General features: G+C 66.0%; 14 protein-coding genes. 8 read left to right on the top strand and 6 right to left on the bottom strand.

The window, feature by feature from the left end:
• The 6 genes from K1Y73_RS18690 to K1Y73_RS18665 all read right to left on the bottom strand — a co-directional run.
• On the bottom strand, positions 1-1,367 hold a 1,367-nt coding region (locus K1Y73_RS18690), incomplete at its 3' end, for a heme lyase CcmF/NrfE family subunit (RefSeq protein WP_225029824.1).
• A 135-nt stretch (positions 1,368-1,502) separates the two neighbouring features.
• Positions 1,503-1,892, bottom strand: a complete 390-nt coding sequence (locus tag K1Y73_RS18685) for a RidA family protein (RefSeq protein WP_225029823.1) — start codon at positions 1,890-1,892, stop codon at positions 1,503-1,505.
• Positions 1,893-1,968: 76 nt separating this feature from the next.
• Positions 1,969-3,228, bottom strand: coding sequence for an ATP-dependent Clp protease ATP-binding subunit ClpX (gene clpX / locus K1Y73_RS18680; RefSeq protein ID WP_225029822.1), 1,260 nt, complete (start codon positions 3,226-3,228; stop codon positions 1,969-1,971).
• 135 nt (positions 3,229-3,363) lie between these two features.
• Positions 3,364-3,996 carry an ATP-dependent Clp endopeptidase proteolytic subunit ClpP gene (clpP, locus tag K1Y73_RS18675; RefSeq protein ID WP_225029821.1) on the bottom strand — a complete coding sequence of 211 codons (633 nt, stop codon included), beginning with the start codon at positions 3,994-3,996 and terminating at the stop codon, positions 3,364-3,366.
• 233 nt (positions 3,997-4,229) lie between these two features.
• Positions 4,230-5,609, bottom strand: coding sequence for a hypotaurine--pyruvate aminotransferase Tpa (gene tpa, locus K1Y73_RS18670; protein WP_225029820.1), 1,380 nt, complete (start codon positions 5,607-5,609; stop codon positions 4,230-4,232).
• A gap of 118 nt (positions 5,610-5,727) precedes the next feature.
• A complete protein-coding gene (locus K1Y73_RS18665) occupies positions 5,728-6,741 on the bottom strand; it encodes an NAD-dependent epimerase/dehydratase family protein (RefSeq protein WP_225029819.1) in 1,014 nt (337 codons plus the stop codon).
• Positions 6,742-6,939: 198 nt separating this feature from the next.
• Between K1Y73_RS18665 and K1Y73_RS18660 the strand changes: the two genes are divergently transcribed.
• The 8 genes from K1Y73_RS18660 to K1Y73_RS18625 all read left to right on the top strand — a co-directional run.
• Positions 6,940-7,224: an STAS domain-containing protein gene (locus K1Y73_RS18660; RefSeq protein WP_225029818.1), complete on the top strand. Its 285-nt coding sequence runs from the start codon at positions 6,940-6,942 to the stop codon at positions 7,222-7,224.
• Complete coding sequence (locus tag K1Y73_RS18655) at positions 7,221-7,595, top strand: response regulator (RefSeq protein WP_225029817.1); 375 nt, start codon at positions 7,221-7,223, stop codon at positions 7,593-7,595. The genes K1Y73_RS18660 and K1Y73_RS18655 overlap by 4 nt, the downstream gene beginning before the upstream one ends.
• 11 nt (positions 7,596-7,606) lie before the next feature.
• Positions 7,607-9,847 (top strand): chemotaxis protein CheA, encoded by a 2,241-nt coding sequence (locus K1Y73_RS18650; RefSeq protein WP_225029816.1) that lies wholly within the window; start codon positions 7,607-7,609, stop codon positions 9,845-9,847.
• Positions 9,840-10,298: a chemotaxis protein CheW gene (locus K1Y73_RS18645; RefSeq protein ID WP_225029815.1), complete on the top strand. Its 459-nt coding sequence runs from the start codon at positions 9,840-9,842 to the stop codon at positions 10,296-10,298. The genes K1Y73_RS18650 and K1Y73_RS18645 overlap by 8 nt, the downstream gene beginning before the upstream one ends.
• A complete protein-coding gene (locus K1Y73_RS18640; RefSeq protein ID WP_225029814.1) occupies positions 10,295-11,182 on the top strand; it encodes a CheR family methyltransferase in 888 nt (295 codons plus the stop codon). The genes K1Y73_RS18645 and K1Y73_RS18640 overlap by 4 nt, the downstream gene beginning before the upstream one ends.
• A 16-nt stretch (positions 11,183-11,198) precedes the next feature.
• Positions 11,199-11,585, top strand: coding sequence for a response regulator (locus K1Y73_RS18635; protein ID WP_225029813.1), 387 nt, complete (start codon positions 11,199-11,201; stop codon positions 11,583-11,585).
• Positions 11,582-11,938 (top strand): hypothetical protein, encoded by a 357-nt coding sequence (locus K1Y73_RS18630; RefSeq protein ID WP_225029812.1) that lies wholly within the window; start codon positions 11,582-11,584, stop codon positions 11,936-11,938. The genes K1Y73_RS18635 and K1Y73_RS18630 overlap by 4 nt, the downstream gene beginning before the upstream one ends.
• Before the next feature lie 92 nt (positions 11,939-12,030).
• Positions 12,031-14,326: methyl-accepting chemotaxis protein (locus tag K1Y73_RS18625; RefSeq protein ID WP_225029811.1), on the top strand; the 2,296-nt coding region annotated here is incomplete at its 3' end.

Below are 14,326 nucleotides of genomic sequence, written 5' to 3'. Positions count from 1 at the left end.
AGCGCCACGCCGACCGGGCCCAGGGCCGAGCGTCCGGTCTGCATCGCCCAGACCAGCAGCCCCAGCGCCAGCGCCAGCGCCGCCACCGGCAGCAGCGCCCTGAGCGCCCGCTTCAGATCGCCGCGCTTCCAGGCCAGCATCGCCCCGGGCGGCAGGATCACCGCCAGGGCCACGAAGAAGGGCGTGAAGGCCGCGTTGAAGAAGGGCTCGCCCACCGAGACCACGCGCTCCATCAGCATTTCAGAGATCAAGGGCCAGATCGTGCCGATGAAGACCACGAAGGCCGAGACGGCCAGCAGGATGTTGTTCGCGACCAGCGCCGATTCCCGGCTGACCATGCCGAACAGGCCCTTGGCCTCCATCGCGCCGGCGCGCAGCGCGTAAAGCACCAGCCCGCCGCCGGTGAAGAAGGCCAGAATGCCCAGGATGAACACGCCGCGGGCCGGATCCGAGGCGAAGGAATGCACCGAGGTGATCACCCCCGAGCGCACGATGAAGGTGCCGATCAGCGAGAAGCCGAAGGCCAGGATCGCCAGCAGGATGGTCCAGCTTTTCAGCGACTCACGCTTTTCCACCACGATCGCCGAATGCAGCAATGCGCCGGCCAGAAGCCAGGGCATGAAGCTGGCATTCTCGACCGGGTCCCAGAACCAGAACCCGCCCCAGCCCAGTTCGTAATAGGCCCACCACGACCCAAGCGCGATGCCGATGGTCAGAAAGACCCAGGCGGCCAGCGTCCAGGGCCTGACCCAGCGCGCCCAGGCGGCATCCACCCGCCCCTCGATCAGCGCGGCCATGGCGAAGGAAAACGCCATGCTGAGGCCGACATAGCCCAGATACAGGAAGGGCGGATGGAAGGCCAAACCCGGATCCTGCAGCAGCGGGTTCAGGTCCTGCCCGTCCAGGGGCGGGGTCTGCAGCCGCCAGAACGGGTTCGAGGTGAACAGAAGAAAGCCCAGGAAGGCCACGCCGATCAGCCCCTGCATGGCGATCACCCGGGCGCGCAGCCGGTCGGGCAGATTGCCGCCGAACCAGGCCGCCGAGGCGCCGAACAGCGCCAGGATCAGCACCCACAGCATCAGCGAGCCCTCGTGATTGCCCCAGACGCCGGTGACCTTGTACAGCATCGGCTTCAGCGTGTGGCTGTTGGCCGTCACCACCGCCAGCGAGAAATCCGACACCACGAAGGCCCAGGTCAGCACGCCGAAGGACAGGGCGATCAGCGCGAATTGCACCACCGCCGCGGGGGCGGCCACGGCCATCAGTACCGGATTGCCGCGCTGCGCCCCCCACATCGGCAGGATGGCCTGCACGATTGCCACCATCAACGCCAGGATCAGCGCGAAATGCCCAAGCTCGATGATCATGCAGGATCTCCCTTTGGCGCCATCCTACCGGCAGGCGGGCGGGCTTCCAATCCCTGCGCGCATGGGTCGCGGTCTTGTCATGTCGCGATGCAGGATCGGGGCGCAGGATCCGGGCGCGCGCCGCCGCCGCCTTGTTCAGGCGCCTTGCGGCCGATAGGCCGTCACTTCGATCTCGATCTTGTGGCGGGCGTCGATCAGCCCGGCCTCGATCATCGTCGCCGCCGGAGGATGCGCCGCGAAGGCCTGGGACAGCAGCGGCCAGCAGGGTTCGAAATCGGCGCGGTCGGGCAGGATGTAATGCACCCGCACCACATCGGCGAGGCCGGCGCCGGCCTGGGCCAGGGCCTTCTCGATGATCGCCAGCGCCAGCGCGCATTGATCGGTCACGCTTTCGGGGATGGTGCCGGTCGCGTGATCGGTGCCCGTCGTGCCCGAGACATGCACCCAGGGCCCCGCCACCACGGCGCGACAATAGCCGATCTTCGGCTCCCAGGTCGATCCGGTGGAAATGCGTCTGATGGTCATGTCCGCTCCTGTCTGACATGGAAAAACGCCGCCCCGGAGGGGACGGCGTTGGAATTCTGGTCGCGGTGCATCGGCATCAGCCGGCCGCGGTTTCCTTCTTCTTCGGCTCGGTATGCACCAGCAGCGGCTTCGCCCCGTTGTTCACCGCCTCGTCCGAAACCACGACTTCCGAGACATCGCCCATGCCGGGCAGTTCGAACATCGTGTCCAGAAGAATGTCTTCCATGATCGAGCGCAGCCCGCGCGCGCCGGTCTTGCGCTTGATCGCACGCTTGGCGATGGCCGACAGCGCCTCGACCGAGAAGGTCAGCTTCACGCCTTCGATTTCGAACAAGCGCTGGTATTGCTTGACCAGCGCATTCTTCGGCTCGGTCAGGATGGTGACCAAAGCGGCTTCGTCCAGGTCTTCCAGGGTCGCCACCACCGGCAGACGGCCGACGAATTCCGGGATCAGGCCGAATTTCAGCAGATCTTCCGGTTCAAGTTCGCGGAACAATTCTCCCACGCCGCGGGATTCCGGGTCTTTCACCTCGGCGCCAAAGCCGATGCCCGACCCCTTGCCGCGCTGCGCGATGATCTTTTCCAGACCCGCGAAGGCGCCACCGCAGATGAACAGGATGTTCGTCGTGTCGACCTGCAGGAATTCCTGCTGCGGATGCTTGCGCCCGCCCTGCGGCGGCACCGAAGCCACGGTGCCTTCCATGATCTTCAGCAGCGCCTGCTGCACCCCTTCCCCGCTGACGTCGCGGGTGATCGAGGGATTGTCGGACTTGCGGGTGATCTTGTCGACCTCGTCGATATAGACGATGCCGCGCTGCGCGCGCTCGACATTGTATTCCGAGGCCTGCAAGAGCTTGAGGATGATGTTTTCCACATCCTCGCCCACGTAACCGGCTTCGGTCAGCGTGGTCGCATCGGCCATGGTGAAGGGCACGTCCAGAATGCGGGCCAGCGTCTGCGCCAGCAGCGTCTTGCCGGTGCCGGTCGGGCCGATCAGCAGGATGTTCGACTTGGCAAGCTCCACATCCTGCTTCGAGGAATGGTTCAGCCGCTTGTAATGGTTGTGCACGGCAACCGAGAGGACGCGCTTGGCATGCATCTGGCCAATCACGTAATCGTCCAGCACCTTGCAGATCTCGCGCGGCGTCGGCACGCCATCCGTGGCCTTCAGACCGGCGGTCTTCGTCTCCTCGCGGATGATGTCCATGCACAGCTCGACGCATTCGTCGCAGATGAACACCGTCGGTCCCGCGATCAGCTTGCGGACCTCATGCTGGCTTTTGCCGCAGAACGAGCAGTAAAGCGTGTTCTTGCTGTCGCCCGAATTCGTAGCCATCCGTCGCCCTCTGCCGTCTTCCCGCGCCTGTCCTGACGCCCTGCCCGCGCTGTAGTCCCAAAGTCTAGGACAAGGCCCGGGCCTCCACAACGCCAAATCGCCCCCGCGCGCCGACGTCGGCGGGGGCGGGTCTTCCTACTTGCTGGTCGAATCCATCTTGCCGCGATCGGCCAGGATCTCGTCGATCAGGCCCCAGGCCTTGGCATCTTCGGCCGACATGAAGTTGTCACGCTCCAGCGCGGCCTCGACCGTTTCGTAATTCTGGCCGGTATGCTTCACGTAGATTTCATTCAGCCGACGCTTCAGCTTCAGCGTTTCCTGGGCATGGATCCAGATATCCGTGGCCTGGCCCTGATAGCCGCCCGAGGGCTGGTGGACCATGACGCGGCTGTTCGGCAGCGAGAAGCGCATGCCCTTTTCGCCAGCGGTCAGCAGCAGGCTGCCCATCGAGGCCGCCTGGCCGATCACCAGGGTGGAAACCTTGGGTTTGATATATTGCATCGTGTCGTAGATCGACAGGCCCGAGGTCACCACACCGCCGGGCGAGTTGATGTACATCGAGATTTCCTTCGAGGGATTCTCGGCTTCCAGGAACAGAAGCTGGGCGCAGATCAGGCTGGACATGCCGTCATGCACCGGGCCGGCCAGGAAGATGATGCGTTCTTTCAGCAGGCGCGAATAGATGTCATAGGCCCGCTCGCCGCGGCTCGTCTGCTCGACCACCATCGGCACGAGCGTGTTCATGTAGGTGTCGATCGGATCGCGCATCGGGCCAGCCTTTTCAAGTGAGGGACAGCGTTATCGCCGGAAGGTTTCCAGAGTCTTAGTGGCGCGCCGCGGGGGCCGCAAGGGCAGCCGGCGCGCGGAGTGTCCGGTGCCTTCGGTGCGTCGCTGCACCGAAGCGCCACGGCCCGGGCCCTGAGGGGCAAAGAAAGACGCGGCCCAGCCCCTGCCGGGCCGGACCGCGCGATTTCGTAAGTCCTTGAAAGTCGGCTGGAAGATCAGCCGAAGACCTTGGTCAGCGCCTTGTCGATCGTGCCGGTGATCTGGTCGATGTCATCGGTCGTGGCGATCAGCGCCGGCGACAGGCACAGCGTGTTGTTCAGCCCGGGAAGCGAGCGGTTGGTCGCGCCGATGATCACGCCCTGCGCATTGCACTCGGCCACGACCTGCTGAACCAGCTTTTCGGGCGCGGGTTCCTTGGTCGCCCGGTCGGCCACCAGCTCGGCGCCCAGGAACAGGCCCTTGCCGCGCACATCGCCGATGACCTTGTGCTTTTCCATCAGCGCCTGCAGGTTGGCCAGGCAGCGGTCGCCCATCGCGGTGGTGTTGGCCAGAAGCCCCTCGTCCTCGATGATCCGCATGTTCTCCAGCGCCGCCGCCGGACCGCTGGTGCAGCCGCCGAAGGTGGAAATGTCGCGGAAATAGCTCATCGGATCGGACGGGTCGTCCTTGAACATCTCGAAGACGCGCTCGGTCGTGACGGTGCAGGAAATCGCCGCATAGCCCGAGGCCACGCCCTTGGCCATGGTCACGAAATCCGGCTTGATGCCGTAATGCTGATAGCCGAACCAGGTGCCGGTGCGGCCGACGCCGCAGACGACCTCGTCGATATGCAGCAGGATGTCGTATTTCTTGCAGATCTCCTGCACCCGCTCCCAATAGCCCTTGGGCGGCACGATCACGCCGCCGCCGGCGGTCACCGGCTCCAGCACCAGCGCGCCCACGGTATCGGGGCCTTCGCGCAGGATCACCTCTTCAATGGCATCCGCGGCGCGTTCGCCGTAATTTTCCACATCCCATTGCTTGCGATATTCCAGGCAATGCGGCACGCGGACAAAGCCGCCCGGCAGGGGCCCGTATTGCATCGCGCGTTCATCCTGCCCGCTGGAGGCCAGCGTGCCCAGCGTGGTGCCGTGATAGTCGCGGTCGCGGTACAGGATCTTGCCCTTCTTGCCGCCATGCACCCGGTGCGAGATCTGCCGCACCATCTTGTAGACCTTCTCATTCGCCTCGGAGCCCGAGTTCGAATAATAGACCCGGCTCATGCCCGGCATTTTCGAGATCAGCTTCTCGGCGAAGAGCGCGCCGGGAACCGAGCCCGCGGCACCGGCGAAATAGTTCATCTTCACAAGCTGTTCATAGACGACACGCGCCATCGTCTCGCGGCCGTAGCCGATGTTCACCGTCCAGACCCCGCCCGAGACGGCATCCAGGAATTCGCGCCCCTTGGCATCCCAGACCCGCAGCCCCTTGCCTTCCACGATCACCCGCGGATCGACGGTCTCAAAGGCCTTGTGCTGCACCAGATGGTGCCAGACATGGGCGCGGTCGGCCTCGACCACGCGTTCCATGTCATTCATCCCGCTCATGCCTTCCATGGCATATCCTTTCGCGACGCAAATCCCGGCCGGCAGTATCGGCGAAAATCCCGCGTCGCATTAGGACCAGACGCGCCGCCCGGATAAGGCCAGAGCGAAGGCGCGCCCAGATGCCGGATCAGACCCCGTAATAGTCGCGATACCAGGCCACGAAGCGGCGCATGCCCTCGCGGATATCGGTCTTCGGCTGGTAGCCGGTCAGGCGCTTCAGCAGCGCGGCATCGGCCCAGGTGGCCGGCACATCGCCCTTCTGCATCGGCATGTAATTGCGGATCGCCTTCTTCCCCAGCACCTCCTCGATCGCATCGACGAAATCGAGAAGCTTCACCTTGTCGGAATTGCCGATATTCACCACCCGCCAGGGCGCATCCTTCGACAGGCTGTCACCCTCGGGGATCGCCTCGCCCGGGGCCGGCCGCACCGGGGGCACGTCGATCAAAAGCCGGATCCCTTCCACCAGATCGTCGACACAGGTGAAATCGCGCCACATTTCGCCGTGATTGTAGATGTCGATCGGCCGGTCGTTCAGGATCGCGTCGACAAACTTGAAATAGGCCAGATCGGGCCGGCCCCAGGTGCCGTAGACGGTGAAGAAGCGGAACATCGTCGTGGGCAGGTTCCACAGATGCGCATAGGCATGGCCCATGCTTTCGGTGGCCTTCTTGGTCGCCGCATAGATCGTCAGCTGGCCATCGGCCTTGTCGGTCTCGCGGAAGGGCATGCTTTCATTGGCGCCATAGATCGAACTGGTCGAGGCCATCAAGAGATGCTGCACCCCCAGCCGCCGCGCCGCCTCCATCACGTTGAAGGTGCCGATCACGTTCGATTCGACGTAAGAGCGCGGGTTTTCAAGGCTGTAGCGCACACCGGCCTGGGCCGCGAGATGCACGATCACATCGGGGCGGAAGGCGTCGATCGCGGCATCCAGCGCGCTGACATCCTCGAGCATCGCCTCGGTCGCGGTGAAGCCCGGCATCTGCAGCAGCGCCGCATGGCGGCGCCGTTTCAGCCCGACATCGTAGTAATCGGTGATCCCGTCATAGCCCGCCACCTGCCAGCCATGCTGCAACAGCAGCCGCGCCAGATGAAAGCCGATGAACCCCGCCGTTCCGGTGATGAAGATCCTGCGCATGCCCTGCCTCGTTTTGCGGCGACCTTGCGCGCGGGCCGCGCCAGCGTCAAGCCGCGGCCGCGACTGTGGACAGGTTGAACGAAAAGCCATCAGCGAGCCGCAAGCGCAAAACGATTCCTTAAGCCTCGACACCTTATCCATAACAGGCCGACCGGCAGTCCGCCGGCGGGATCAGCCAGTTCAGGGGGCCGCCGCCGCATGCCCGACACCGTCGATTTCGATCTTCCCGAGCGTGTCTCCGTCACGGGCGAGAACACGCTTCTGCCCTTCCTGCGGCAGAACCCCGATGTGCCATTGGACATCTCGGCCCTGCGTCTGCGCCGCTTCGACACGCCGCTGGTGCAGCTTCTGCTGGCCGCCGCCGCCGATCGCCGCGCCCGCGGGCTGCGGCTGCGCGTCACCCGGCTTTCCACCGACCAGGCGGCCGAGCTGGCCGCCCTGGGCGTCACCCCCGACCTGCTTGAGACCGAGGTGCAAGAATGACGATCCGGGTTCTCGCCATCGATGATTCCCGTACCATCCGCAATCTCGTCCGCAAGGCGATGGAGGATGCGGGCTTCGCCTGCACCACCGCCGATGACGGCGTCGACGGGGTCGAACGCTTTGCCGAGATCGATCCCGATGTGGTGATCACCGATATCAACATGCCCCGGATGGACGGGTTCGGCGTGATCGACGCGATCCGCGGCGGGGCGCAGAACCGCAATGTGCCGATTCTGGTGCTGACCACCGAAAGCGCGGACGAATTGAAGGCGCGCGCCCGCCGCGCCGGCGCGACCGGCTGGATCGTCAAACCGTTCGAGGACACGGCCATCGTCTCGGTGGTGCGCCGCGTCACCGGCGCGCGCGGCTGAGGGGGGCGACCATGGCATCGATGAATTCGATCCGCGACACGTTTTTTGAAGAATGCGAAGAACTGCTGGAGGCCCTGGCCGAAGGCCTGCAGCTGATGGAGGCGGGCGAACATGACGGCGAAACCGTCAATGCCGTGTTCCGCGCCGTCCATTCGATCAAGGGCGGCGCCGGGGCCTTCGCGCTGAATGCGCTGGTGGCCTTCGCGCATCGGTTCGAAACCGTGCTGGATGCGCTGCGCTCCGACAAGATTGCCCTCACGCCCGAGGTGATGCATGTGCTGCTGCGCTCGGCCGATCATCTGGCCGATCAGGTCGAATCCGCCCGCGAGGAACGCGAAGTCGATGCCGAGGCGACGGCGGGCTTCCTGACCAATCTCGACGCCTGTCTGGGCGAGATCGAAGCGCCCCCCGCGCCGGGCTCGGCCGAGGATGAAGATCCCTGTTTCGGCTTTGCCGCCGTGTCGCTGGATTTCGGCCCGATCGAGGTCGAGCCCGCGCCTGTGGCCGAGGCCCCGCCCGATCCCGCAGCCCCCCCGGGATATCAGATCCGCTTTACCCCGCAGCCGGCGCTTTACGCCAATGGCCATGATCCCGCGCTGATCTTTGCCTCGCTGGCCGATCTGGGCGCCTTGCAGGTCACACTCGATGCCTCGGCACTGCCCGACTGGGACGGGTTCGATCCGGCCGGCAGCTACCTGTCCTGGACGCTGCGCCTCGCCACGGCCGAGCCGGAAACCGTTCTGCACGAGATCTTCGAATTCGTCGAAGGGCTTTGCACGCTGGAAATCGGCCCCGCCCCGGCCGAGACGCCGATGGACTCCGCCCCGCCCGAAGCGCCGCCCGCCGACAGCGCCGCTGCGTCGGAACACGCCAACGATCATACCGGCGATCCGCAGGCCTATTCCATGGTCTCCCCCGGCGCCGAGCCGCCCCCCGCCCTGCCCGACCCGGCCGAGGCGCAGGCCCTGCCCGCCGGAGCCAAGCCGCGGCGCGATGCCCGCCCGGCCGAGGATGACGGCGCCTCCGGTGGGCCGAAGCCGACGCTGCGGGTCGATCTGGAACGGGTGGACCGGCTGATCAACGCCGTGGGCGAATTGATCATCAACCAGGCGATGATCGAACAGTCGATCCTGGATCTGTCGCTGCCGACCGATGCCGAAGTGATCACCCATGTCGAGGATTACCGGCTTCTTGCCCGTGACATCCAGGAAGCGGTGATGGCGATCCGCGCCCAGCCGGTGAAACCCCTGTTCCAGCGCATGTCGCGCATCGTGCGCGAAGCGGCTGAGGCCACAGGCAAAAGCGCGCGTCTGGTGACCGTGGGTGAAGCGACGGAAGTCGACAAGACCGTGATCGAGCGGCTGGCCGATCCGCTGACCCATATGATCCGCAATGCGGTGGATCACGGGCTGGAAAGCCGCGAGGCGCGGCTGGCCGCCGGCAAGGATCCCGAGGGCACGATCCGCCTGCAGGCCGCCCATCGCTCGGGCTCGGTCTTCATCACCGTGCGCGATGATGGCGCCGGGCTGAACCGCGCCCGGATCCGCGACAAGGCGGTGTCGAAGGGCCTGATCCCGGCCGAGGCCGAATTGACCGATGCCGAGATCGACAATCTTCTGTTCATGCCCGGCTTTTCCACCGCCGAGCGGATTTCCAACCTCTCGGGCCGCGGTGTCGGTCTTGACGTCGTCAAGAATGCGGTCACCGCGCTGGGCGGACGGGTCGCGATCACCTCGCAACCGGGCGAGGGCACCGAATTCATCATCTCGCTGCCGCTTACCCTGGCGGTGATGGACGGGATGGTGATCTCGGTCGCGGGCCAGACCATGGTGATCCCGATCGCCTCGGTGATCGAGACGATCCGCCCCGGGCCCGGCGATCTGCATGACATGGGCACCTCCGAGAAGCTGCTGTCGATCCGCGGCCGCTTCCTGCCGATGATCGACGTGGCGCAATGCCTTGGCTTTCCGTTGCGCGACAGCGACGAGGCGCCGCTGCTGCTGCTTGTCGAAACCGAAAGCCAGACCCAATGCGCGCTGATCGTCGATGCGGTGCATGACCAGCGCCAGGTGGTGATCAAGGGGCTGGAATCCAATTACGGCTCGATCCCCGGCGTTTCGGCCGCGACCGTGCTGGGCGACGGCCAGATCGCCCTGATCCTCGATTCCGAGGCCCTGACCTCGAACCGTTCCTTCACCGGCCATATGCAGGGCCGCAGCTTCCCCTCCAGCGCAGGAGTTGCCCATGTCTGATCCCGACACCCGCTCGGACGCCGAATTCGTCACCTTCCAGGCCGGCGGGCAAAGCTTTTCGCTCGACATCACCCATGTCCGCGAAATCCGACGGTGGAGCGCGGTAACGCCGCTGCCGCATGCCCCGAAAGAAGTGCTGGGGGTGATGAACCTGCGCGGCTCGGTGATCCCGATCTACGATCTTTCGGCGCGTTTCGGGCTTGGCCCCACGGCGGAAAATCCGCGCAATGTCGTGGTGGTCGCCATGATCGAAAACCAGACCGTCGGCCTTCTGGTCGAGGCGGTCTCGGAAATCCTGTCGGTGCAGCGCAGCCAGATCCAGGACACGCCCGATATCCGTTCGGAAAGCACGAAACAGTCGATCACCGGCGTCATCCCGATCGAAGAGGGCATGACCCGGGTGATCGACCTGGCAGCGGTGATCCAAAGCCGCGGGCGGCAGGCGGCATGACCGCGCTGCACCGCGCCCATCCGGCCGAAGAACCCGACGAGCCGCGCGGCGAAATCCCTTTCACCAAGGCCGATTTCGCCCGCATCGCCGCCTTCGCGCATCGCGAATACGGGCTGAACCTGCAAGAAGCGAAGAAGGACCTGGTCTATTCGCGGCTGATCAAGCGGCTGCGCAAGACCGGCTGCCCCGATTTCGCCAGCTATTGCGACCAGTTGGAAGGCGATCCGAACAGTCCCGAACGGGTCGAGCTGATCTCGGCCCTGACCACCAATGTCACGCATTTCTTCCGCGAAGAGCATCACTTCCGCCTGCTGACGGAGCTGATTCTGAAGCCACGGCTCGACAAGCTGCGCGCCGGGCAAAGGCTGCGGATCTGGTCGGCCGGCTGCTCGGCCGGGCAGGAACCCTATTCCATGGCCGCGACGATCTTTGACACCCTGCCCGAGGCACCGCGGATGAACATCCGCATCCTTGCAACCGATATCGACCCCGCGATCCTGGCCAAGGCCCGCGCCGCACAATACCCCGCGGATGAGATCAAGGGCGTCCCCGACCGGCTGCGCGGCCTGATGTTCGAACGCGACAGCCCCGGCGCATCGACACAGCAGGTTTCGGCCCGGTTGCGGGGCCTGGTGCATTTCGCCGAGTTGAACCTGATGACCGACTGGCCGGTCCGCGGCCCTTTCGACGCGATCTTCTGCCGCAATGTCGCGATCTATTTCGACAAGCCGACCCAGGCCCGGCTCTGGCAGCGCTTTGCCGCGCTGCTGGCACCCGGCGGGCTTCTGTGCATCGGCCATTCCGAACGCCTCTCCGGCCCCGCGGCCGATCAGCTGGCCACGGCCGGCATCACTGCCTATCGGCGCCCCGGCGCCGCCCCCTGACCTGAAAGGACCCCGCATGAGCCTCAAGGAATCGCTGCGCGTGATGATCGTCGACGACATGTCGGTCAGCCGCGCGCTGATCTCGCAATCGCTGGAGGAGATCGGCATCAAGCATGTCGCCACCGAATCCGACAGCAAGACCGCATTGGGCAAACTGGCCGCGAACCCGGTGCATCTGGTGATCTCGGACATGAACATGCCGGGCCTGTCGGGGCTCGACCTGCTGGGCGCCTTGCGACAGAACAAGAACACCCAGCGCATCGGCTTCATCCTGATCACCGGCACGCCCTCGCCCGAAGTGATGAGCAGGGGCCAGCAGCTTGGGCTCAACAACCTGATCCGCAAGCCGTTTACCACCGCGACCGTGAAGGCCTCGATCGAACGCGTGGTGGGCCCGCTGTGACGATACCCGCGCCCCGGACCCTGGCCGAAGTGATCGCCCGCACCGCAGAAGAGGTGGCGCGCTGCCGCAGCATCGTGCTGCGGATCGAAGAGGCGGTGCATCGGCTGGTCGACGCGGGCGAGATCCGGGGCGAACGGCCGCTGGCCGAGATCCAGTCGATCGACCTTCTCGATCAGCGGCTTGACGATCTTGCCCGCTGGCTCAGCGCCATCGCGCCGCTTACCGGGGCCGCGCCCCTGCCGCAGCCCGCGCTTGATGCGCTGGCCGCGCTGCGGCTGGAAGAGCTGCGCCATGCGCTGGGCGGGCGGCAGCGCAACCAGGAGGACAATGCCGGCCTGACCGAATTGTTCTGATGGCCACCGGGTCGGGCTTAACGGCTTGTTTGGACCCGGCTGGAATACTCACCGCACGACCGCGTCCGGTCCGCCCGCATCGAAAGCATGACATGATCCGCCTGTCTCTTCCCATCCGCTGGAAAGTGCCGCTGGCCGTGATCGGCTTCAGCCTGTTGATCGAGATCGTCACCCAGGGCCTGTCCTATCTTGCGGTCCAGGACCTGTCCGACCGCGCCGCGCGCGAGGCGCTGATCCGCTCGACCGACCGGCGGGCCGAGGCGATCGACAGCTGGCTGACGACGGTCCGCGGTGCGGCCAGTTCCGCCGCCGCGAACCCCACCATCGTCCGGGCCTTGCAGGATTTCAGCACCTCGCTGGCCGATCTTGGCCCCGATCCCCTCGGCCAGTTGCGCCAGGTCTATATCACCGACAATCCGCTGCCCCCCGGCCAGCGCGGCGCGTATGACGCGCCCGATCTGCCTGGCAGCTATCACCTGCGCCATGCCGCGCTGCAGCCCTATTTCCGCACGCTTGCCCAGGACTCCGATCTCTACGACATCTTCCTGATCTCGCCCGCGGGGGATGTTCTCTATACCCTTGCGAAGGAGGATGATTTCGGCACCAACCTGCGGGACGGGCCCTATGCCGAAACCGAATTGGGCAAGGTGTTCCGCGCCGCCGAGGGGCTGGGCCCGGGCGATGGCACCCTGTCGGATTTCCAGCCCTATGCCGCGTCGGCCGGCGCGCCGGCGATGTTCGCCGCGGCCCCGGTGCGCGACGCGCAGGGCAAGATCGTGGGCATGATCGCGATGCAGATCCCGATCGACGCCTTGCTGCACATGATCCATCTCGACGACGCATTGGGCCAAAGCGGTCAGGCCTTCATCCTTGGCCCAGACGGTCGTGCCCGCTCGCCCTCGCGGCAACCGGGGGCGTTCGATATCACCAGCCGGCTCGAGACGGCGGATCTTCTGTTGGCCTCCGGCCCAGACGACCGGCTGGTCGACGACATCCCGCTGGAAGGCGGGGCGGCGGGACTGATTTCGATCCAGCCCCTGGCCGCCAGCCCCTCGGGCTGGTCTCTGGTGCTGGAGCGCAGTTTCGCCGATATCCACGCCGAGACCGCAGGGTTCCGCCAGCGTGCGCTGCTGACGGCGCTGATCCTGATCGGGCTGATCGCTGCGGCCGGACTGCTGCTGGCCGGGTCGATCACCCGGCCGATTTCCCGGCTTTCGGCCGCGCTGTCCCGCGTGGGCGCGGGCGATCTGCAGACCGAAGTGACCGGAACCGACCGCCGCGACGAGATCGGCGAGATGGCCTCGACGCTGGAAGGGCTGCGCCACAAGCTGGCGCTGGCCCAGGCGGCCGAGGCGGATCAGGCGCGGATGCGCGCCGAACGCGATCTTGTGGTCGAGCAGCTGCGCGCCGCCTTGCAGGCCCTGGCCGCCGGCGATCTGACGGCCCCGCTGCAGGATCGCTTTCCGGACGGGCTGGATTCGCTGCGCGACGATTTCAATGCGGCGCAGCGACAGATGAACCAGGCGCTGGCCGGCGTGGTTCTGTCCTCGGGCCGGATCGACGAGGCCGCCGGTGCGCTTGGCCGTTCGGCCACAGACATGGCGCGCCGGACGGAAACCCAGGCGGCCACGCTGGAACAGGCTGTCGCGGCCCTGGACCAGATGACCGCAAGCGTCCGCGCCACGGCCGAGGCGGCACGCAATGTCGAACGGATCGTCAGGGATGCCAGCACCGAAGCGGCCCAATCGGGGGCCATCGTGCGCAATGCCGTGACCGCCATGCAAGAGATCGAGACCTCGTCGGGACAGATCAACCAGATCATCGGGGTGATCGACGACATTGCCTTCCAGACCAATCTCCTGGCGCTGAATGCCGGGGTCGAGGCCGCCCGCGCCGGTGAGGCCGGCAAGGGCTTTGCCGTCGTCGCCTCGGAAGTGCGGGCCCTGGCCCAGCGTTCTTCGCAGGCGGCGCGGGAAATCAAGGGCTTGATCGCGACCTCTGCGCAGCAGGTCGAAGGCGGCGTGGCCCAGGTCGGGCTGACCGGCGAGGCGCTGGGGCGGATCGTCGCGCGCGTGCAAGAGATCGCCGATCTCGTCTCCGAGATTGCCGGCGCGGCATCGGAACAGTCGACCGGGTTGAACGAAATCAATTCCGGCATGACCCAGCTGGATACGGTGACCCAGCAGAATGCGGCCATGGTCGGCCAGTCGGAAGAGGCCTGCCTGGCCCTGCAGGACGAAGCCTCGGCGCTGCAGGGACTGGTCGGGCGCTTTCGCACCGCGCCTGGCGGGGCCGCCAAGGACGGATCGGGCGCAGGTCCCACGCTTGGGCACGCAGCCTTACCCCAGGCGACGCAAGCCCGGGGCGGCGCACCGCCCGGCGGCGCGG

This window comes from Xinfangfangia pollutisoli, from assembly GCF_020179405.1.
Taxonomy (GTDB): Bacteria; Pseudomonadota; Alphaproteobacteria; order Rhodobacterales; family Rhodobacteraceae; genus Pseudogemmobacter; species Pseudogemmobacter pollutisoli.
The sequence above is the reverse complement of the archived record's forward strand: the minus strand, read 5'-3'. Positions and strand labels throughout refer to the sequence as shown.